At 73.6% G+C, this 19661-nt stretch carries 22 protein-coding genes; 12 read left to right on the top strand and 10 right to left on the bottom strand.

Translation table 11 applies throughout. From position 1 onward, the window contains the following. The 3 genes from ACIGXJ_RS33000 to ACIGXJ_RS32990 all read left to right on the top strand — a co-directional run. A partial coding sequence (locus ACIGXJ_RS33000) for a methylmalonyl-CoA mutase family protein (RefSeq protein WP_399653289.1) occupies positions 1–285 on the top strand: 285 nt, incomplete at its 5' end. Positions 286–313: 28 nt separating this feature from the next. Then, positions 314–718 (top strand): cobalamin B12-binding domain-containing protein, encoded by a 405-nt coding sequence (locus tag ACIGXJ_RS32995; RefSeq protein ID WP_399653328.1) that lies wholly within the window; start codon positions 314–316, stop codon positions 716–718. Between the two features lie 121 nt (positions 719–839). Further along, positions 840–1508, top strand: a complete 669-nt coding sequence (locus ACIGXJ_RS32990; protein ID WP_399653286.1) for a class I SAM-dependent methyltransferase — start codon at positions 840–842, stop codon at positions 1506–1508. Between the two features lie 88 nt (positions 1509–1596). Here the strand turns inward: ACIGXJ_RS32990 and ACIGXJ_RS32985 are convergent, their stop codons facing one another. Further along, a complete protein-coding gene (locus ACIGXJ_RS32985; protein ID WP_399653283.1) occupies positions 1597–2562 on the bottom strand; it encodes a pirin family protein in 966 nt (321 codons plus the stop codon). 112 nt (positions 2563–2674) lie between these two features. On the opposite strand from ACIGXJ_RS32985, the gene ACIGXJ_RS32980 reads away from it, so the two are divergent. Both ACIGXJ_RS32980 and ACIGXJ_RS32975 read left to right on the top strand, forming a co-directional pair. Further along, entirely contained in the window at positions 2675–3163 is a 489-nt protein-coding gene (locus tag ACIGXJ_RS32980; RefSeq protein ID WP_399653281.1) for a MarR family winged helix-turn-helix transcriptional regulator, read from the top strand. Continuing rightward, positions 3160–3624, top strand: a complete 465-nt coding sequence (locus ACIGXJ_RS32975; protein WP_399653279.1) for a MarR family transcriptional regulator — start codon at positions 3160–3162, stop codon at positions 3622–3624. The genes ACIGXJ_RS32980 and ACIGXJ_RS32975 overlap by 4 nt, the downstream gene beginning before the upstream one ends. Positions 3625–3699: 75 nt before the next feature. Here ACIGXJ_RS32975 and ACIGXJ_RS32970 read toward each other — a convergent pair whose 3' ends face one another. Then, positions 3700–5145: a PepSY-associated TM helix domain-containing protein gene (locus ACIGXJ_RS32970; RefSeq protein ID WP_399653276.1), complete on the bottom strand. Its 1446-nt coding sequence runs from the start codon at positions 5143–5145 to the stop codon at positions 3700–3702. Positions 5146–5295: 150 nt separating this feature from the next. On the opposite strand from ACIGXJ_RS32970, the gene ACIGXJ_RS32965 reads away from it, so the two are divergent. Continuing rightward, positions 5296–5943, top strand: a complete 648-nt coding sequence (locus tag ACIGXJ_RS32965) for a peptide deformylase (RefSeq protein ID WP_399653274.1) — start codon at positions 5296–5298, stop codon at positions 5941–5943. Positions 5944–5961: 18 nt separating this feature from the next. Here the strand turns inward: ACIGXJ_RS32965 and ACIGXJ_RS32960 are convergent, their stop codons facing one another. Next, positions 5962–7401: a dihydrolipoyl dehydrogenase family protein gene (locus tag ACIGXJ_RS32960; RefSeq protein WP_399653271.1), complete on the bottom strand. Its 1440-nt coding sequence runs from the start codon at positions 7399–7401 to the stop codon at positions 5962–5964. 142 nt (positions 7402–7543) lie between these two features. On the opposite strand from ACIGXJ_RS32960, the gene trxA reads away from it, so the two are divergent. Further along, positions 7544–7924 (top strand): thioredoxin, encoded by a 381-nt coding sequence (gene trxA, locus ACIGXJ_RS32955; protein WP_399653268.1) that lies wholly within the window; start codon positions 7544–7546, stop codon positions 7922–7924. Positions 7925–7963: 39 nt separating this feature from the next. Here the strand turns inward: trxA and ACIGXJ_RS32950 are convergent, their stop codons facing one another. Then, positions 7964–9007: a LacI family DNA-binding transcriptional regulator gene (locus ACIGXJ_RS32950; protein ID WP_399653266.1), complete on the bottom strand. Its 1044-nt coding sequence runs from the start codon at positions 9005–9007 to the stop codon at positions 7964–7966. A gap of 130 nt (positions 9008–9137) precedes the next feature. Beyond that, positions 9138–9803 carry a TetR/AcrR family transcriptional regulator gene (locus tag ACIGXJ_RS32945; RefSeq protein WP_399653264.1) on the bottom strand — a complete coding sequence of 222 codons (666 nt, stop codon included), beginning with the start codon at positions 9801–9803 and terminating at the stop codon, positions 9138–9140. A gap of 209 nt (positions 9804–10012) precedes the next feature. Here ACIGXJ_RS32945 and ACIGXJ_RS32940 point away from each other — a divergent pair, with 209 nt between their 5' ends. Then, the gene (locus ACIGXJ_RS32940; protein WP_399653262.1) at positions 10013–10576 is read left to right on the top strand and encodes an NAD(P)H-dependent oxidoreductase; all 564 of its coding nucleotides are present in this window, start codon (positions 10013–10015) and stop codon (positions 10574–10576) included. A gap of 271 nt (positions 10577–10847) precedes the next feature. On the opposite strand, the gene ACIGXJ_RS32935 is transcribed toward ACIGXJ_RS32940, so the two are convergent. Further along, on the bottom strand, positions 10848–11063 hold the full coding sequence (locus tag ACIGXJ_RS32935; protein WP_399653260.1) for a hypothetical protein: 216 nt from the start codon (positions 11061–11063) through the stop codon (positions 10848–10850). Positions 11064–11080: 17 nt separating this feature from the next. Between ACIGXJ_RS32935 and ACIGXJ_RS32930 the strand changes: the two genes are divergently transcribed. Continuing rightward, positions 11081–11269 (top strand): hypothetical protein, encoded by a 189-nt coding sequence (locus ACIGXJ_RS32930; RefSeq protein WP_399653257.1) that lies wholly within the window; start codon positions 11081–11083, stop codon positions 11267–11269. Here ACIGXJ_RS32930 and ACIGXJ_RS32925 read toward each other — a convergent pair. After that, complete coding sequence (locus tag ACIGXJ_RS32925) at positions 11247–12425, bottom strand: magnesium and cobalt transport protein CorA (RefSeq protein ID WP_399653255.1); 1179 nt, start codon at positions 12423–12425, stop codon at positions 11247–11249. The genes ACIGXJ_RS32930 and ACIGXJ_RS32925 overlap by 23 nt on opposite strands. Before the next feature lie 194 nt (positions 12426–12619). Here ACIGXJ_RS32925 and ACIGXJ_RS32920 point away from each other — a divergent pair, with 194 nt between their 5' ends. The 3 genes from ACIGXJ_RS32920 (at position 12620) to ACIGXJ_RS32910 (ending at position 16288) form a co-directional block, all read left to right on the top strand. Next, positions 12620–13084, top strand: coding sequence for a MarR family winged helix-turn-helix transcriptional regulator (locus ACIGXJ_RS32920; RefSeq protein WP_399653253.1), 465 nt, complete (start codon positions 12620–12622; stop codon positions 13082–13084). 51 nt (positions 13085–13135) lie between these two features. Beyond that, positions 13136–14734: an MFS transporter gene (locus ACIGXJ_RS32915; RefSeq protein WP_399653250.1), complete on the top strand. Its 1599-nt coding sequence runs from the start codon at positions 13136–13138 to the stop codon at positions 14732–14734. A gap of 120 nt (positions 14735–14854) precedes the next feature. Beyond that, positions 14855–16288 carry a DHA2 family efflux MFS transporter permease subunit gene (locus tag ACIGXJ_RS32910; RefSeq protein WP_399653247.1) on the top strand — a complete coding sequence of 478 codons (1434 nt, stop codon included), beginning with the start codon at positions 14855–14857 and terminating at the stop codon, positions 16286–16288. A gap of 78 nt (positions 16289–16366) precedes the next feature. Here ACIGXJ_RS32910 and ACIGXJ_RS32905 read toward each other — a convergent pair whose 3' ends face one another. The 3 genes from ACIGXJ_RS32905 to ACIGXJ_RS32895 all read right to left on the bottom strand — a co-directional run bounded on the left by ACIGXJ_RS32905 (position 16367) and on the right by ACIGXJ_RS32895 (position 19613). Beyond that, positions 16367–17791, bottom strand: a complete 1425-nt coding sequence (locus ACIGXJ_RS32905) for an MFS transporter (protein WP_399653245.1) — start codon at positions 17789–17791, stop codon at positions 16367–16369. A 73-nt stretch (positions 17792–17864) separates the two neighbouring features. Further along, positions 17865–18017 (bottom strand): hypothetical protein, encoded by a 153-nt coding sequence (locus ACIGXJ_RS32900; RefSeq protein WP_399653242.1) that lies wholly within the window; start codon positions 18015–18017, stop codon positions 17865–17867. Between the two features lie 135 nt (positions 18018–18152). Continuing rightward, positions 18153–19613 (bottom strand): PLP-dependent aminotransferase family protein, encoded by a 1461-nt coding sequence (locus ACIGXJ_RS32895; protein ID WP_399653240.1) that lies wholly within the window; start codon positions 19611–19613, stop codon positions 18153–18155. Positions 19614–19661 lie beyond the last annotated feature (48 nt).

The raw sequence follows: 19661 nt of genomic DNA, 5'->3' as shown, positions 1-19661 counted from the left end.
GTCGGCGTCAACCGCTTCCAGCTCGACGAGGAAGAGCCCTACGAGCCCCTGCGCGTCGACCCCGCCATCGAGGCCCAGCAGGCCGAACGCCTCGCAAAACTCCGCGCGTGGCGGGACTTCCCACGCGTGGACGAGGCGCTCACCCGGGTGAAGAAGGCCGCCGCCGGCACGGACAACGTTCTCTATCCGATGAAGGACGCCCTCGCCGCCGGTGCGACCGTCGGCGAGGTCTGCGACGCGCTCCGGGAGACCTGGGGCACCTACACCCCCACCGACACCTTCTGAACACGCCGTGAGAAAGGGCGACTTCACCATGCAGCAGCAGATCCGGATCGTCGTGGCCAAACCGGGGCTCGACGGTCATGACCGCGGGGCGAAGGTCGTGGCCCGGGCACTGAGGGACGCGGGGATGGAGGTCGTGTACACCGGTCTCCACCAGACACCCGAGCAGATCGTGAACACGGCGGTCCAGGAGGACGCCGCCTTCGTGGGCCTGTCCGTCCTGTCGGGCGCGCACATGACCGCCTTTCCCAAGGTGATCGAGCTGCTGAGGGAGCGCGACGCCGCGGACATCGAGGTGTTCGGCGGCGGCATCATCCCGGAGGCGGACATCGCGCCGCTCAAGGAGCTGGGTGTCGCCGAGATCTTCACCCCGGGGACGCCGACGGCGAGGATCGTGGAGTGGGTCCGCGACCGGGCCGGAGCCACGGTCCGCTGACCCCGCCCCCTCCCGTGCCGGGGCCGTGCCTCGCGGTCCGCCCGACTGCCCCGCGAGGCACGGCACTTGCGCCCCGTATAGTCGGGGCCGGACGCAATCGCCCGTCGGCCGGAGGTTCCCCGTGACCACCTCGTCCCACTCCGCCCAGGTGCACGCCGGCCAGGCCATGTACCAGCCGTGGACGCTGCCCCTGTACGACCTGGTGGCCTTCAAGTTCAACTGCCGCTATCTGTTCCGGGTCCCGGTGTCCGAGGTGGTCGCGATGTTCGACCGCAACGTGTCCCCGAACCACCTGGACGTGGGTGTGGGCACCGGCTACTTCCTGGACAACTGCCGTACGGCGCCGGAGCAGTCCATCACCCTGGCCGATCTGAACGAGCACTCGCTGCGCCACGCGGCGCGGCGTCTGGCTCCCCGGTTCGACGTCAGCACGGTCCGGGCCAACGCGCTGGAACCGCTGCCGCTTCCCGAGGCGTCCTTCGGCTCGGCGTCGGTGAACTTCCTGCTGCACTGCGTGCCCGGGACCATCCGGGAGAAGGCCAGGGTGCTGGACCACGTCGCGGCGTGCGTCCGGCCGGGCGGGCGTCTCTTCGGCGCCACCGTCCTCACCAAGGGCGTCCCCGTGGGCCCTGCCGCCCGCGCGAGCTTCGCGGCGTGGAACTGGCGCGGCGTGATGCACAACTCCGAGGACAGCCTCGACGACCTGCGCGCGGAGCTGGCCGCACGCTTCCCCCGCCACACCCTCTCGGTCCACGGCTGCGCGGCCCTCTTCGAGGCCGAGGTGCCCTGACGGGCCGCGGCGGCTGTTCGGCGCCACGCCGTGGGACCGCCGGGACCGTCCCCCCGCCACCCCCGGGACACCGGGCACCCCCCCTCAGTCAGCGCACCCGGCCCCGGGCCTTCAGCGGAGTCACCGGCAGCTCGGGAGCCGGCAGCGGAGCACCGTCGTAACCCTTGACCTCGCCGAAACGCGTGCCCTCCATCCAGTCGCGGCGGGCCTGCTCGATCTCCTCCTGGGTGCGGCCGATCCAGTTCCAGAACATGATCAGCTCCTCCTCGAACGGCTCGCCGCCCAGCAGCATCAGCCCCGCGTCCGACTCGGCGCGCAGCGGGAGTTCGGTGCGGCCGCAGCCGAGGTAGAGCATGGAGCCGGGCAGGACGGGGACGCCGTCGACGTGGGCCTCGCCCGACATGGAGAGGACGGCGTACTCGAAGTCGGGGTCGAGAGGGACCCGGAGGTCAGCGCCGCGGCTGAGGGCGAGGTCGGCGCCGACGAGCGGGGTGTAGGTCGTGCCCGGGGATGCGGCGCCGTCCAGGGTGCCGAGGATCAGGGTCGCCCGCAGTCCGGGCGCGGTGACGACCGGCAGGTCGGCGTGGTGCTCGAAGCGCGGGTCGGTGTGGCGGTGGCTGTCGGGGAGGGCGACCCAGAGCTGGGCGCCGTGCAGGAAGCGGGCGTGCGGACGGGGGCTCTCCTCCGAGTGGCTGATGGCCCGGCCGGAGGTCATCAGGCCCAGCTCGCGCGGGCGGATGGTCTGCAGGCTGCCGGTGGAGTCGCGGTGCAGCACCTCGCCCTCGTGCAGCCAGCTCACCGTCTGCAGGCCCATGTGCGGGTGCGGGGGCACCTGCATCCCGGGCTCGTCGGCGATGTCGTCGGGGCCGTAGTGGTCGACGAAGCACCAGGCGCCGACCATACGGCGGCCCAGGTTCGGCAGCAGCCGGCGGACCTCGCTGGACTCGCCGAGCTTGACCTTGCGCGGGCTGAGGAGTTCGCGTACGGGTTCCGCCACCACGAAACCGCGGCCGCCGCACACGGCGGGGACCGCCTCGCGGTCGAGATTGCTCATGACCGACAACCTAGTCCCGTGCGCACCCTTTCGTCATGGTGACGGCCGGGGATCACCCGGCCCCCGAAAGAAATAGTAGCCATGTACATAGTAGCCATGTACTGTATCCGTCATGAGCACGAGTTCCGAGGGCGCGACGCCCGGCTTCCTGGTGTGGCGGCTGTCCATGAAGTGGCGGACGGCCGTGGACCGCGCGGTGGGCCCGCTGGGGCTCACCCACGCCCAGTACTCCCTGGTGGCCTCGCTGTACGGCATGCAGCGCACGGGTGAACGCCCCAGCCAGCGGCGCCTCGCCGACCACACCGGGCTCGAACCGCTGTACGTGTCCAAGCTGGCACGCTCCCTGGAGAGCGCCGGCCTCGTCACCCGGGAGCGCGACCCCCGCGACCCGCGCGCGGTCCAGCTGGCGCTCACCGAGCAGGGCCGCCGCACGGCCCGGCAGGCCATCGACGTCGTACACGTGCTGCTGGAGCAGCTGCTCGAGCCGCTCGGCGGGCTCGACGGCGAGCGCACCCGCGGCCTCGTCCGCGACCTCGCGGCCCTGCTCGACGCACCGCTCGATCCATCCTCCGAGAACGCGAACAGGCAGGAGCAGTCATGACCACCACCGCGGCCCCCTCCCCCGCCGTCACCCCGCGCAGCCTGGCGCTCGCCCACTACGCCGCACGCGCCGTCCTGGAGCGGGTCCTGGCCCGGTACGACACCACCTTCCAGCAGTCGGTGACGCTCAGGCTGCTGGCCGTCGCCGAGGGGCCCGTCGGCCGTGACGCCGTCGTCGCCGACGCGGTGGCGGCCCTGAAGGTCCCGGAGCCGGAGATCGCGGCCACGCTCGGCGAGCTGATCGACCGGGGCCTCGCCGAGCAGGACGGGCCCGCGCTGCGGATCACGGACGCCGGGCGCGCGCTGTACGGCACCACGAGCGCGGAGACCGCGCCGATCACGGCCCGGATCTGGGCGGACGTCCCGGCGGAGGACCTCGCCGCCACGGGCCGTGTCCTGGCCCGTGTCACCGAGCGCGCCAACGCCGAACTCGCCGCGCTGGAGGCCGCCGGGCGGGGATGAGCGGCCCCGCTCGCACGCCGAGGGCCCGGCATCCCCCGGATGCCGGGCCCTCTCGCGGGCTGAACCGAACAGGCCCTAGTCCACCCCGGCCGTCGCGTCCTTGCCGTACCGCCGGCCGCCCCGCCGGTAGGCGATCTCCCCCAGGATCACGTCCACGACGACGAACAGGGCCAGCGGGATGCCGAACAGCGGCAGGAAGTAGCCGAGTACGGCGACGACGGCCAGCAGGGGCACCAGGATGTGCGGCGGCACCTGCGCCCAGGCGCCGCGCGGGACCGGGCGGCCGAAGGCGGAGCCGCGGCCGCGCTGCCACCACATGCGGTAGCCCAGGACGATCATCACGACCAGGGTGAGCATGAGCACCATCAGGAGGATCTGGTTGGCGAGACCGAACAGGGTGCCGGTGTGGAAGTCGATGCCCCAGCGGGTCAGTTTGGCCAGCAGCGGATAGTCGTCGAACCGTACGACGTCGACGACCAGGCCGGTGCGCGGGTCGACCGCCACCGCGTCCTGCTTCTCGGGCCAGCTGCGCCGCACCTGCTTGACGACGTACGCGGACGACGCGTCGGCCGGCGGGACGATCTCGACCGGGTCGCCGAGCCCCTCGGCGCGGGCGGCGGCCAGCACCTTGTCGAGGCCGACACCGGCGGCGCCGGGCCCGCCGGAGGCCGGCCCGGCGGCTCCCCCGTGCTCGGCGTGTCCACCGCCGGCACCCGCGGCACCGCCGACCGTCGTCGACACCGAGGGTGTGGCGTGGCCGACCGCGGTGCGCAGTTCGTCGATGGACTCGCCCGCGTGGGCCGACCAGGTCAGACCGGTCGCGGAGAGGAAGAAGAAGCCGGCCGCGGCCCATACGCCGATGGTGCCGTGCAGGCCGAGCGTGCGGCGGCGGCCACTGCTGCCGCGCACCTTGCGGCGGGCCCGCGCGCGGGAGAACCACAGCACCAGACCGCCGCCCGTGATCACCCACAGCCAGCTCGCGGACAGCTCGCTGTAGAGGCGGCCGCTCTCACCGAGCTTCAGATCGCGGTGGAACTCGTCGATCCAGGTCCGCAGCGGCAGCGCGCCGCTCGCCCCGTACTGCTCCAGCGACCCGCGCACCTCGGCGGTGTACGGGTCGACGAACACGGCCAGCGTGTGTCCCTCGGCCACGCCCGGCACCCCGGAGAGCAGCACGCGCGTGCCGGCGTCGTCCTCGGGGGACGGGCGTACGGCGGCGATCTCGCCCTCGGGATGCGCCTCGCGGGCCGCCGCCACCTGCCGGGACACGGGCAGCTTGGTGTCGCCGACCGGGACGGTCATCCGGTCGGCGTAGAGGATCTTCTCGGCCTGGAACGAGCCGGCGTACAGGAAGCCGGTGACGGCGGAGACGAGCAGGAAGGGGGCGACGAGCAGGCCGGCGTAGAAGTGCAGGCGCAGCACCAGCGGCCGCAGGGGCCGCCAGGGGCCCGGCCGGGTGGCGGCGGCCGGGATCGCGGGCTGGGGTGCCTCGTCCGTCTCGGGCGAGGGAGCGGTGGTCATCGGTGGGTCTCTCCATGGCGGGATAACGGCCTGTGCCGGCCGTTGCGGTCCAGGAGTCGGACGAGGGCGGCACCGAGTTCCCGCCCGGTGAAGTGGTCTGCGTCACAGGCGCGGTGACAGGTGTCAGGCGTGACGTGACATGCTGGCCCGATGGCAACTCCCCGCGCACAGGCACCCCTTGCCGAGCAGGTCGAGCAACTCCTCGCCGCCGACGCCCCCTTGACGATCGTCGCCGCCGGCGACCCGGTGCTCCGGCAGGGCACCGAGCCGTACGACGGTCAGCTGGGGCCCGCTCTGCTGGCCCGGTTCGTGGCCGCGCTGCGGGAGACCATGCGGGCGGCGCCCGGTGTGGGCCTCGCGGCGCCGCAGGTGGGGGTGGCGCTGCGGATCGCCGTCATCGAGGACCCGGCGCCGGTGCCGGAGGAGGTGCGGCTGGCGCGCGGCCGGGTGCCGCAGCCGTTCCGGGTGCTGGTGAACCCGTCGTACACGCCGGTGGGCGCGGCGCGGGCGGCGTTCTTCGAGGGCTGCCTGAGCGTGCCGGGCTGGCAGGCCGTGGTGGCCCGGCCCGCCATGGTGCGGCTGACCGGGCAGGACGAGCACGGCCGCGCGCTCGACGAGGTGTTCACCGGCTGGCCCGCCCGGATCGTGCAGCACGAGACGGACCACCTCGACGGCACGCTCTACCTGGACCGGGCCGAGCCGCGCTCGCTGTCGTCGGCGCGGGCGATGGCGGAGCGCTGGAACCAGCCGACGCCCGCGGCCGCGGCGCGGGCGCTCGGCTTCGATCTGCCCGAGTGAACTCGCTCTGCCGGTAGGTCAGTTGTCGCGGTATGCCTCCAGCAGCCGCAGCCACACCTCGCTGAGCGTGGGGTACGACGGGACGGCGTGCCAGAGCCTGCTGACCGGGACCTGTCCGGCGACCGCGACGGTGGCCGAGTGGATGAGTTCGCCGACGCCGGGGCCGACGAAGGTGACCCCGCGCAGGATCTCGTCCTCCAGGTCCACGACCATGCGGGCGCGGCCGCGGTAGCCGTCGGCGTACAGGCCGGCGCCGGCCACCGAGGAGAAGTCGACGTCCACCGCGCGCACCCGGTGCCCGGCCTGTTCCGCCTCGGCCAGCGAGAGGCCCACGGAGGCGGCCTCGGGGTCGGTGAAGACGACCTGGGGGACGGCGGCGTGGTCGGCGCTGGCGGCGTGGGCGCTCCAGGGCTCCTGCGTCTCCAGGTCGGCGGTCTCGCCGGAGGCGCGGGAGGCGATGGCGGCACCGGCGATACGGGCCTGGTACTTGCCCTGGTGGGTGAGCAGGGCGCGGTGGTTGACGTCGCCGACGGCGTAGAGCCAGTCGGTGCCCCTGACGCGGAGGCTGTCGTCGACCGGGAGCCAGGAGCCGGGCTCCAGGCCGACGTTCTCCAGGCCGATGTCGTCGGTGCGCGGGGCGCGGCCGGTGGCGAAGAGGATCTCGTCGGCCTCCAGGCGTTCCCCGGCGCCGGTCGTGACGATCACGGTGCCGTTCTCGCGGGTCACGGACTCGACCGACGTGCCCGTCCGGACCTCGGCGCCGGCTTCCGTCAGGGCCTCGGCGACGAGTTCCCCGGCGAAGGGCTCCATGCGGTTGAGCAGGCCCTTGCCACGCACGAGGAGGGTGACGCGGGAGCCGAGGGCCTGCCAGGCGGTCGCCATCTCGGTGGCGACGACACCGCCGCCGACGACGATCAGCCGGGCGGGGGCCGCCTCGGCGCTGGTGGCCTCGCGGCTGGTCCAGGGGCGTACGCCGGCCAGTCCGGGCAGGTCGGGGAGCTGGGCGCGGGTGCCGGTGCACACGGCGACCGCGTGGTGGGCGGTGAGGGTGCGCCGGGTGCCGTCGGGGGCGGTGACCTCCACGGTGCGGGGCGCGGTGAGGCGGCCGTGGCCGCGGTACAGGTCGGCGCCGATGCCCTCGATCCAGCCGACCTGTCCGTCGTCCTTCCAGTGGGAGGTGTACTCGTCCCGGCGGGCCAGCACGGCGGACGCGTCGAGGGGGCCCTGGACGGCCCGGCTCAGACCGGGCAGGCGGCGGGCGTCGGCGTGGGCGATGACCGGGCGCAGCAGCGCCTTGCTGGGCATGCACGCCCAGTACGAGCACTCGCCGCCGACCAGTTCGCTCTCCACGACCGCGGTGGACAGACCGGCCGCGCGGGTGCGGTCGGCGACGTTCTCCCCCACGGGCCCGGCTCCGAGCACCACGACGTCGTACGCGTTGGAATCCGTTTCCGTCATGGGGTCAGTCTTACGGGTGGTGTGCGGCGTGGCCACACGGGTACGCGCGCGGTTGCGTGACTGTGCACGCACGGAATACCAGCCGGTCCCTCCGTGTTGGTGCGGACGGCTCACCCCGACACCAGGAAGAGGGATTCACGCCATGAGCAGCACTGTCGAGCTGACCAAGGAGAACTTCGACCGGACGGTCACCGAGAACGAGTTCGTTCTCATCGACTTCTGGGCAGCCTGGTGCGGGCCGTGCCGGCAGTTCGCGCCCGTCTACGAGAAGGCGGCGGAGGAGAACCCGGACCTGGTGTTCGGCAAGGTCGACACCGAGGCGCAGCCGGAGCTGGCCGCGGCCTTCGGCATCCAGTCCATCCCGACGCTGATGATCGTCCGTGACCAGGTCGCGGTGTTCGCCCAGCCGGGCGCGCTGCCGGAGGCCGCGCTGACCGATGTGATCGGGCAGGCGCGGAACCTGGACATGGACGAGGTGCGCAAGGCGGTGGCCGCGCAGCGGGCCGCGTCCCAGGGCGAGTGAGAGTCCGCAGGGAGTCGCGGTCCCGGGACGGGTGACCGCTCAGCTGGAGTCGCGGTGGATCACCGTGGCTCCCAGCACTTTGTGGGTCTCGGGCGCGGCGGCGGGGTTGCGCACCGCGCGGTCGACGAGCGCGGCCAGGTCGCGCACCGAGGGCAGTTCGATGTGGACGGTGCTCAGGCGGGGCCGCAGCAGCCGTCCGAGCATCAGGTCGTCGGCGCCGATGAGGGCGGTGTCCTCGGGGACGCGGACGCCCTCGTCCTGGAGGGCGCGCATCAGCAGCATGGCGTACTCGTCGTTATAGGCGAACACCGCGTCCAGGCCCAGTTCGGGCCAGCGGGCGGCGAGCCGGGCCGCGGACTCCTCCTCGTAGGCGAGGGGGAGTTCGTGCACGGTGGCCGCGGTGCCGTGCAGGGCGCGGCGGACCCCGGCGAGGCGGGGCGTGGAGAAGGTGTCGAGGCCGGGTTCGGCGGGCACGACGACGCCGATCCGGCGCCGGCCGCGGGCGTGGAGGTGGGCGCCGGCCGCGCGGCCGACCTCCTCGTGGTCCATGAGCAGGGCGTGGGCGCCCTCGACCGAGGCGGGGCCGATGGTGACGACGGCTCGCGCGCCGGAGCGCTTGAGCACGGCCACGCCCTGGGGGCTCAGTCCCGAGCCGGGCACCAGGACGGCGGCGGGACGCAGTTCGGCCCAGGCGCGGGCGGCCTCGTCGCCGCCGGGGCCGACGGTGCCGTACTGCACGACGGTGTAGTCGAGGCGGCCGAGTGCCCACTGGAGATCGTTGAGGAACTGGCTGTAGAGCGGGCCTGCGGGGACGGTCGGGGCGGGCATCAGGACGGTGCGGCTGTGCCCGGCGCGCAGGCTGCGGGCGGCGGCGTGCGGGACGTAGCCCAGTTCCTTGGCTGCGGCGTGCACCCGGCGGCGGGTGGGTTCGCTGATGCGGACGGCGCTGGTGTTGTTCAGTACGTAGGAGACGGTCGCGCGCGAGACTCCGGCCAGACGGGCCACGTCGGCGCTCGTGGGCACGACGGGCTGTGCGGGCGACGAGGGCGACGAAGGCGTTGACTGCTTGGGTATCTGCACCATGACTCACGCATCTTGGCAGAGCCGGGATGCGGGGTTCCGGGCGGGACCGGGTCCTTCACGGTTCTACGAACGTGCCGCGCGTAGACGTGAACTCGCCGTGCACTTTGGGAAGTTGGGGCGTCGCGGAGGTTCAGCGGGGCGGCTCGGCGCCGGTGACGCGGGCGACCAGGTCCGTCCAGCCGGCCTCCAGGCGGTCCATCGGCATGGCGCACTGCCTGATCAGGTGGTGGATCAGGACGGGGTTGAGGTAGCCCATCAGGGTGTGCGCGAGCAGCTCGGTGTCCGCCTGGGGCAGCTGCCGGCGCAACAGCATCGCCACATGGGCGTGCAGCGCCTGCCGGGGGGCCGCGGCGAACCGCCGCTCGATGGACGGCTCGGCGGCGAGCTGCAGATCCAGCTGCTCGACCGTGCGGCGCAGTACGGCGTGCCCGAACGCCACCAGGCGCTCCACGGGCGGCGCGCCGGGGCCCAGCGGGGGCGGTCCGCCGATGAAGGCGGCCTGGAACCGGCGCTCGGAGTGGTCCAGCAGCGCGTTGAGCAGGCCGGTGCGGTCGCCGAACCGGCGGAACACCGTCCCCTTGCCTACCTGGGCCGCCGCGGCGACCGCCTCCATCGTGACACCCGCCGCGCCGTGCTCGGCGATCAGCCGGGCGGCCGCGTCCAGCAGCTTGGCCCGGTTGCGCGCGGCGTCGGCGCGCAGGCAGGGGCCCTCCTCGGGCATCCCGAGGAGGCTCGACTCGACGCCCGGGTCCGGCTCTCGCGAGGGCGGCTGAAGGAGCGGGAGGTCGGTGGACATGAAGACAGCGTAAACCATCGGGAATGAAACTGGACCGTGGTCCGGTTAACTGGTACACAGAAGGGGACCACGGTCCGGTTGATCCGGAGCGGGAACTGGACCTCGGTCCGGTTCAGTGGTACAACTTTCAACGGACCCCGGTCCGGATAACGACTCGATCGTCCCCGCGGTCCTCACAGCACCACTTTCATCAGTCATCAGGAGTAGCCATGTCCGTCCGCATCCTCGCGCTCGTCGGCAGCCTTCGCGCCGGTTCGCACAACCGCCAGCTCGCCGAGGCGGCCGTGAAGCACGCTCCCGAGGGCGCGCAGATCGACCTGTTCGAGGGCCTGGCCGACGTTCCCTTCTACAACGAGGACATCGACGTCGAGGGCTCCGTCCCGGCCGCCGCCGTGGCTCTGCGTGAGGCCGCCAACTCGGCCGACGCGCTGCTGCTGTTCTCGCCCGAGTACAACGGCACCATGCCGGCCGTCCTGAAGAACGCCATCGACTGGCTCTCCCGCCCATACGGTGCCGGTGCCCTGGTCGGCAAGCCGGTCGCCGTGGTCGGCACCGCGTTCGGCCAGTACGGCGGCGTATGGGCGCAGGACGAGGCCCGCAAGGCCGCGGGCATCGCCGGCGCCAAGGTGCTGGAGGACGTCAAGCTCTCCGTGCCGGGTTCCGTGACCCGGTTCGCCGAGACCCACCCGGCCGACGACGCCGAGGTCGTCGAGCAGCTCACCGCGGTCCTCTCCGCGGTGCACGGCCACGCCGGTGCGGCGGCCGCGGCCTGAGCGGCGCCGCAGCCGCCCCGGAAGGGGGCCGCGGCCTTCGGGCCGCGGCCCCCTTCCGCATGTCCCGGCCCTTCGGCCGCCCCCCCCCAACCCACACACATGTCCCGGCCCTCTCCGGCCTCCGACCCCCACACGCCCCGGCCCTCTCCGGCCGCCCCGCGCCCTTTCCTCTGTCCGGGGCACGGGCGGGCTGACATGATCTGGCCTGGTTGCCGCCGGGTGAGGGGGAGGGACACATGGAGGCGTCGACGCACCGCGACCGGCTCGCCGGTCACGTCGCGGTCGGCACGCACCTGTCGCTGCTCACCGACGGCCGGCGGGTGTACTTCGCGGACCTGACCTCGGCCTCGCGCCGAGCCGGGACTTCGAGCTGACCGGGCAGGAGGCCGTCTTCCTCGCCGGCCGCCTCGACCACGACCGCGCCCACGCGCCCGCGCACCTGCTGCGCCATCACCTGCTGGACCGGCTGTGCGGCGACATCCCGCACGCGGACTTCCTGCGCGCGTGGGTCGCGGGGCGCGCCCGGTGGCGGTGCCGCCCGGGATCGCGGCGCTGGTCGACCGGCACGCCCGGGCCTCGCTCGTCCTCGACGACTTCTTCACCGCCCTGCTCACGCACAGCAGGCGCACCCCGTACCCGGCGGACCGGCTGCGCCAGGCGCTCGACGGGGTCACAGCCAGTCGCGGCGCTTGAACACGAGGTAGAGGCTGACGCAGACCACGGCCATCAGGGCGATGGCGAAGGGATAGCCGAAGATCCAGTGCAGCTCCGGCATATGGTCGAAGTTCATGCCGTAGACCGTGCCGACGAGGGTCGGGGCGAAGAGGATGGCCGCCCAGGAGGAGATCTTCTTGATCTCGTTGTTCTGCGCGTGCCCCGCCTCGGCCATCAGCTTCATCTCCTCGTTCTGCGCCTGGGAGACGAGCGTGGCGTTGACGGTGAGGATGTTCTCCAGCATCTGCCGGAAGCCGTCGACCCGCTCGGCGGCCGTGGTGGCGTGGTCGGCGACGTCGCGCAGATAGCGGCGGAGCTCCTCGTCGGTGCCGTACTTCTCGAAGCCCGCCTCCAGGTCCCGCATGATGCCCAGCAGCGGGCGGGCGGCGCGCTGGAACTCGATGACCTCGCGGGACAGCTCGTAGATACGGCGGGAGACCTTGGGGTCGCCGCCGAAGACCTCGGTCTCGATCTCGTCGATGTCGTTCTGCAGGCCGGCGATGACCGGCGCGTAGCCGTCGACCACGGCGTCCAGCACGGCGTAGAGCACCGCCTCGGGCCCGAGCGCCAGCAGTTCGGGGTCCTTCTCCAGGCGGGCGCGCACCGCGCCGAGGTCGGGGGCCTGGGAGTGGCGGACGGTGAGGACGAAGTCGGGGCCGATGAAGAGGTGTATCTCGCCGAAGTCGACCTCCTCGGCCTCGTCGAGATAGCGGGCGGCGCGCAGGACCACGAACAGGGTCTCGCCGTAGCGTTCGAGCTTGGGCCGCTGGTGGGCGACGATGGCGTCCTCGACGGCCAGCTCGTGCAGTCCGAACTGCTCGGCCGCCGCCAGCAGCTGGCCCTCGGCCGGGCGGTACAGGCCGATCCAGGCCATGGTGCCGGGCTCGCCGGGCAGCTTGCGGTAGATCTCCGCCAGGGAGCCGTGTCCGTCGATGCGGTGGCCGTCGCGGTACAGGGCGGCGTCGACGATGGTGCGCTGCAGGGACACCGAGTCCGGTTCCTGCTCCTCGTCGGCGCGCGGGTCCATCGTGTGCTCGGGTGCCTCTTCCTTGGCGCTGCTGACCCGCGGGGCGGCCGGCGGCCGGGTGAAGGGCCGCTTGCCCGCTCGTACCGCGCGTCCGCGCCAGTCGGCCATGGCTGCTACCTCCGGGGGACGGGAGCTGTGCCGGCGACGGGGAGAAGGCGGCGTGGCACGGGGACGTGCCGGGCCGGCAGGGGTGCGCCTTGTCCCTGGGGTTCAGGCTAGCCCGGGGGCGGGGATCGCGCGCTCGTACGTCCGCCGAGTCACCTCCTTTGACATAGGTATGGCGCCATACCTAAGCTCGGGGCATGCCCCAGGACAGCCAGGACCTCGACCGCGTGGCGGCGACGCTCGTGGCGTGTCTGCCCGCGCTGTCCCGGGCCCTGGACCGCCAGGCCGGCCGGGAGTACGTCCACCCCAGGCCCTCCGAGGCCCAGCTGGCACTGCTGCGGCATGTGGAGACGTACGACGGTGTCACCGTGCGCGCGGCGGCCGAGGCGCTGCTGATGAAGCCGAACAACGTCAGCGCGCTGGTCACCCAGCTGACCGCGCAGGGCCTGCTGGAGCGCCAGCCGGACCCGGCCGACAAGCGGGTCGCCCATCTGCACCTCACTCCGACCGCGCGGCAGCGGGTCACCGAGGTCCAGCAGCTGATGGCCGACCGGCTGACGCGGGCGCTGCACGCCCTGACCGACGGCGAGCAGGACGCCCTCGGCTCCGCGCTGGGCGCGCTGGTGTCGTTGAACCGGCACCTTCACGACACCGCCCGTTGATCACCCGCGGGGCACGCTTCCCCGCACCTTCCTGAAGGACGAGGCACCTCCATGCCCTCCGTCGCCCCGGGCTCCCACGCCCCGACGACTCCGACGACCCCCGTGCCGCCCGTGCCGCAGCCCCGTGGTCTGCGCGCCAACCCGTGGCTGACGCTGACCGCCGTCGCCTTCGGCCTGTTCATGGTCGGCCTCGACGGCTCGGTCGTGTCGATCGCGAACCCCGAGATCGGCCGTGACCTGCACGCCTCCACCGCCGATCTGCAATGGGTCACCAACTCCTATCTGCTGGCGCTCGCCGCGGCCCTGATCCTCGGCGGCAAGCTCGGCGACCGGTTCGGCCGCCGGACCTTCTATCTGGTCGGCGTCGCCGGGTTCACGCTCGCGTCCGTCGCCATCGGGCTCGCCGGCTCGATCGAGGGCGTGATCGCCTTCCGAGCGGCGCAGGGCTTCTTCGGCGCGCTGCTGATGCCGAACACGCTCGGGATGCTGCGGGCGGTGTTCCCGCCGAAGAGGTTCGGCATGGCGGTGGGCATCTGGGCGATGGTGTCCTCGGTGTCCACCGCGCTCGGCCCCATCGTGGGCGGGCTGCTCGTGGAGCACGTGAACTGGGAGTCCGTGTTCTACGTCAACGCGCCCGTCGGCGTCCTGGCGCTGGTGTTCAGCGCGGTCGTCCTGCCGCAGACCCGGAACAGCGCGGCGGCCGGTGAGCGGTTCGACGTCCCCGGGGTCGCGCTGCTGGCGCTGGGGCTGCTCGCGGTCGTGTTCGGCGTGGTCAAGGGCGAGACCTGGGGCTGGACCTCGGCCGGGACGCTGGGCGCGATCGGCGGGGGCGCGGCCGTCCTGCTCCTCTTCGCCCTCCACGAGACGCGGGTCGCCTCGCCGCTGCTTCCGATGCGGCTGTTCCGCAACCCGGCGCTGACCATCGGGACCGTGATCACCGCGCTGAACTTCTTCGTGCTGCTCGGTGTGATCTTCTTCGTCATGCTCTACCTGCAGAACGTGCGGGGCTTCACCCCGGTCGAGGCGGGGGTGCGCACGCTGCCGCTGAGCCTGGCGTCGGTCGTGGCCTCGCCGCTGGGCGCGGTGCTCACGGACCGGTTCGGGCCGCGGCTGACCATGCCGCTGGGCATGGCGCTCCAGGCGGTCGCCTGCTGGGTGATGCTCGGCTGGACCGCGCAGTCGTCCTACGGCGTGATGTGGCCGCCGTTCGTCGCGCTCGGGCTGGGCGTGGGCATGGTGATGGCGTCGTCGTCGGAGGCCGTCGTGGGCAACGCGCCGGTCAGCGACGGTGGTGTGGCGGGCGGCCTGCAGGCCACCGCGCTGCAGATCGGCGGCGCCCTCGGCACCTCCGTCCTGGTCTCCCTGATCAGCGGCCGGGCCGGCTCCACCCTCACCGGAGAGCTGACCGGCGCCGGCGTGCCGGGTCCGGTGGCGGAGGGGCTGTACGAGGCGAGGGACGCGGTGGCGATGGGGGTCGCCCCGGTCTCCCCCGGCCTGCCCGGCGGGCTGCGGGCGGCGGTCGTCGACGGCAGCCACCAGGCGTTCATGAACGGTGTGCACACGGCCGTGCTGGTGGCGGGCGTGCTGTGCGTGCTCGGCGCGGTCGTGGCGGCGGTGGGCGTACGACGGGCACACCGAGTGGCGCCCTGAGCGGTGAGGCCCGGCAGGACACCCGGTGGCGACCTGAGCGATCACGCGCGGCCGGTCCTTTCGCAAGCCGACTGAACTGAACTGTTGAGTTCAATTGAACTGTTCCGTACAGTTCAGTTCATGACGCACGCCCACCACACCACCGCCGACCCCTCCCACGACACGGAAGCCTCCGCACCCCGCCGTGCGGTCCCGCTGCTCGTGATGCTGTGTCTGGCGCAGTTCATGCTCGTCCTCGACGTCACCGTGGTGAACGTCGCCCTGCCGGACATGGCGGCCGATCTGGGCCTCGGCCGCGAGACCCTCACCTGGGTGGTCACCGCCTACACCCTCGCCTTCGGCGGGCTGATGCTGCTCGGCGGCCGGCTGGCCGACGCGCTCGGGGCACACCGCACGGTCCTTGCGGGACTGGCGCTCTTCACGGCCGCGTCCCTGGTCACCGGGCTCGCGCCGGACGCGTCCGTGCTGCTGGGCGGCCGGATCGCCCAGGGCGTCGGCGCCGCTCTGCTGTCGCCGGCGGCGCTCGCGATCGTCACCACCGCCTTCCGGGGCGCCGCCCGCCACAAGGCCCTCGGGGTCTGGGCCGCGATCGGCGGGACGGGGTCGGCGGTCGGGGTGCTGCTCGGCGGAGCGCTGACCGAGGGGCCGGGCTGGGAGTGGGTGTTCTACCTGAACGTCCCCGTCGGCCTGGTCGCCCTCGCCGCGCTGCCCTCCCTGCTCCCGCGCCACGCCCCGCGGCCGGCCCGGCTCGACGTGCCCGGCGCCGTGCTGGTGACCGCGGGCACCGGCGCGCTGATCTACGGCCTGGTGAAGGCCGGTGACGCGGGCTGGGGCGACCCCGCCACGGTGCTGCCGCTGCTCGGGGCCCTGGTGCTGTACGCCGTCTTCGCCGCGGTGGAGCGGGCGAGCCGGGCCCCGCTGATGGACCTGCGGATGTTCACGCGGCGCCCCGTGATCGCGGGCGCGTTCCTGATGCTCACCGCGACCGCGCTGCTCATCTCGTACTTCTTCCTCGGCTCGGTGTACCTCCAGCACGCTCGCGGCTTCAGCGCCCTGCGCACAGGCCTGGTGTTCCTGCCGGTCGCGGTGGCCACCGCGCTCGGCGCCCACCTGGGGGCGCGGCTCGTGGGCACCCTGGGCAGCAGGCCGACCGCGGTGGCCGGGCTGGCCGTCGCCGCGGCGGGGACGCTGCCGCTGACGTGGCTGTCCTCCGACGGGAGCGTGGTCGCCGGTCTGCTGCCGGGCCTCGTGGTGGCCTCGTTCGGCCTCGGCTCGGTGTTCGTCACGGCCACGACGACCGCGCTGGCGCTGGTCGGCCACGAGGAGGCGGGGCTGGCCTCGGGGGTGGTCAACACCTTCCACGAGGTGGGCGGTTCCATCGGGGTGGCCGTCATGTCGACGGTCGCCGCGGCCGGCATCGACCGCGGTTCGGTCGGCGGCTTCACCGACGCGTTCACCGTGGCCGCGGTCGTCGCCGCCGCCGGGGCCGCGGTGTCCCTGGGGCTCGTACCGCAGGGCAAGCCGCAGTCGACGGGCGGCCCGCACGTCCACTGATCGCTCACACCACACGCCCGGGGGCGCCCGGCGGCTGCTCCAGCCGCCGGGCGCCCCCGGCCGTACGGCGTCCCGTCGTCAGGCGGACACCTTCTGCGCCGCCTCCCGCCTGGGCTGTGCGGCGTTGGCGCCGCGCATCCAGAACAGGGTGGCGAGTCCGCCGACGGCCGCGATCACGGCGGCGGCGAGGAAGGCGGCGGAGAAGCCGCCGGTGAGGGCGGCCGCGTCACCGAGCCGGTCGGCCCCCTGCGAGGTGGCCAGGGCGGTGAGGGCGGCCAGGCCCAGCGCGGAGCCCACCTGGTAGGTGGTGTTGACGATGCCGGAGGCCAGGCCCGCCTGCTCCTGCGGGGCGCCCGACATGGCGGCCATCATCGCCGGGATGTACGCCAGCGACATGCCGAGCGCGGCGACCAGCGAGGCGGGCAGGACGTCGGCCGCGAAGCTGCCGGTCGGTTCCACGGCGGACAGCCACAGCAGGCCGAGCGCGAGGACCAGCAGCCCGCCGCCGATGAGCGGCTTGGCGCCGAAGCGGCCCAGCAGCCGGGCCGTGACCGCGGTCATGAAGACCATCAGCAGGCCCGTCATCGGCAGCAGCGCGGCGCCGGACGCGAACGCCCCGTAGCCGAGGACCTGTTGCAGGTAGAGGTTGAGGAAGTACCACATGGGGATCCACGCGGCGCCGAGCAGCGTCATCGCCAGGTTGGCCGAGCCCAGCCGCGGCACCCGCCAGATGCCGAGCGGCATCAGCGGCTCGCGCACGGTCTTCTGCACGACGAGGAACAGCGCCAGCAGGGCGGCTGCCGCGCCGAGTTCGAGGAGCGTCTGCGCGGACCCCCACCCGGCCTCCGGCGCCCGTACGACGGCGAAGACGGCCAGGGCGAGACCGGCGGTGACGGTGACGGCGCCGAGGAGGTCGACCCCACCGCGCCGCGGGGCCACGGCCGGGAGCAGGCCGGTGGCGGCGAGGGTGGCCAGGCCGATCGGGACGTAGACGATGAACACCCAGGGCCAGCTGAGCCATTCGGTGAAGACGCCGCCGAGGAAGACGCCGGCGGTGCCGCCCGCGGGCGCGGCCGCGCCGTACAGGGCCATGGCCTTGCCGAGTTCGCGCGGGTCATGGGCGAAGAGGATCATCAGCAGGGTCATGGCGGACGGGGCGATGAGCGCGCCGCCGGCGCCCTGGACGGCCCGGCCGAGGACCTCGACCCAGGCGGTCTGCGCGGCGGCCGCGACGACCGAGCCGGCGATCAGCACCGCCCAGCCCGCCGTGAACACCCGGCGGGCGCCGAGCAGATCGGACAGCCGGCCGCCGAGCAGCAGCAGGCCGCCGAAGGCGATGACGTAGGCGTTGAACACCCATTGCAGGTCACCGGGCGTGAAGCCGAGGTCGCGCTGCATTTCGGGAAGGGCCACCCCGATGATCGAGGTGTCCATGATGACCATGAACTGGGCTGCGGCGAGCACGAGCAGGGCCCACCAGCGCCGGGGATCGGCGGCTGACATCGCGTACCTCTCTGGAATGCGTGCGAAGGGGAGGCGGCCGGGGCCGGGGGTGGCCCCGGCCGCCGGGTGGGGCTCAGGCGGGCACGCCGCCCACGGAGCCCTGGCCGGCGTCGGCGAGGCCCTCGGCGGGTGCCTCGGCCGGGTCGGCGGTGGCCGTGACGGCCTGGACGGTGTCCTCGGCCGGTTCGGTGTGGCAGGTGCCTTCGGGGGTGCAGCAGCCGGACATTCTTCCTCCTGGAATCGAGGTCGGTCAGCGATCCTGTGGATACCCCCAGGGGGTATCCGTGAGAGAAAGATATACCCCCCACCCGTATGGAGGGCAAGGGGTTCCAGGAAGGAATTTGATACCCCAGTGGGGTATCTAGGCGCCGAGTTCGCGCAGGGCGCGGCCCAGCGTCGCGACTCCCTCGGCGATCACGCCCGGCGGGGTCGCCGAGTAGCCGAGGACGAGACCAGGGGGGCCGGGTGACTGGCGGTGCCAGGACAGCGGCTGGCACTTCACACCGCGGGCGAGCGCGGCCTCGGCCAGCTCGGTGTCGGGCACGTCCGACGCGTAGGTGACGGTGAGGTGCAGTCCGGCCGCGGCGCCGTGCACCACCGACCCGGGCAGGTGCTCGGCGACGGCGGCGATCATCGCGTCACGGCGGCGCCGGTGCCGGCCCCGCAGCATCCGCAGGTGCCGCTCCAGGTCGCCCGACTCCATGAGCCGCGCGAGCACCAGCTGCGGCAGGACCGGATTGCCCAGGTCGGTGAACCGCTTGGCGTCGACCAGGGCGGGCCGGTACCGGGGCGGCGGCACCGTCCAGCCGATGCGCAGCGCGGGCGCGAGCAGCTTGGACACGCTGCCGAGGTAGCAGACCCGGTCGGCGAGCAGGGAGCGCAGCGCGGGCACCGGCGGGCGGTCGTAGCGGTGCTCGGCGTCGTAGTCGTCCTCCAGGATGAGCCCGCCCTCCTGCGCCCAGCGCAGCAGTTCACGGCGGCGCTCGCCGCTGGTCACCACTCCGGTGGGGAACTGGTGCGCGGGTGTGAGCAGCACGGCCCGGGCCCCGGTGGCGCGCAGGGCGTCGACCTGGACGCCGCGGTCGTCCACCGGCACCGGCGGGGTGGCCAGGCCCCCGTGGCTCAGGTGCTGTCGGGAACCGAGCGAGCCGGGCTCCTCGACGGCGACGGCGTCGATGCCGTCCGCGCGCAGGACGGGGTTCAGCAGGGTGAGCGCCTGGGCGGTGCCGGCCACGATCAGCAGCTCGTCCGGTGTGACGCGGACGCCCCGGCTGCGGGCGAGCCAGTCGGCGACGGCCCGGCGCAGTCGCGGGGCGCCGCGCGGGTCGCCGTAGCCGAGGGTGTCGGCGGAGAGCTCGGCGAGCACGGACCGCTCGGCGCGCAGCCAGGCGGTGCGCGGGAACACGGCGAGGTCGGGGCGGCCGGGGGTGAAGTCGACACGGGCGGGCGCGGTCCGCAGGGCGTCGAAGACGTCCACGGTGGGCGTGCCCGTGAAGACCGGCGCGGGCCGGGGGCCGGACGGACGGACGGGGGCCTCGGGTGCCGGGCGCGGCACGGCGACCACGACCGTGCCGCCGCGTCGGCGCCCTTCCACGTGCCCGTCCTCGGCGAGCCGCCGGTACGCCTCCGTCACCACCCCGCGGGACAGGCGCAGTTCGCCGGCCAGCACCCGGGTGGAGGGCAACCGGCTGCCGACCGTGAGCCGGCCGTCGGCGATCGCCGCGCGCAGCCGCCCGGCCAGCCAGTCCGCCTTGCCGGCGGCGGGCACGGCGGCGGCGTCGAGCTGGAGGAAGTCGGAGCCGGGCCCCGCGGGTTCGTTCATCAGGTCGATGGTGCCATGGTGCGACTCCCGGCACCGCACCCCCGGCTG

The organism is Streptomyces sp. NPDC053367 (assembly GCF_044545925.1).
GTDB lineage: Bacteria > Actinomycetota > Actinomycetes > Streptomycetales > Streptomycetaceae > Streptomyces.
The sequence above is the reverse complement of the archived record's forward strand: the minus strand, read 5'-3'. Positions and strand labels throughout refer to the sequence as shown.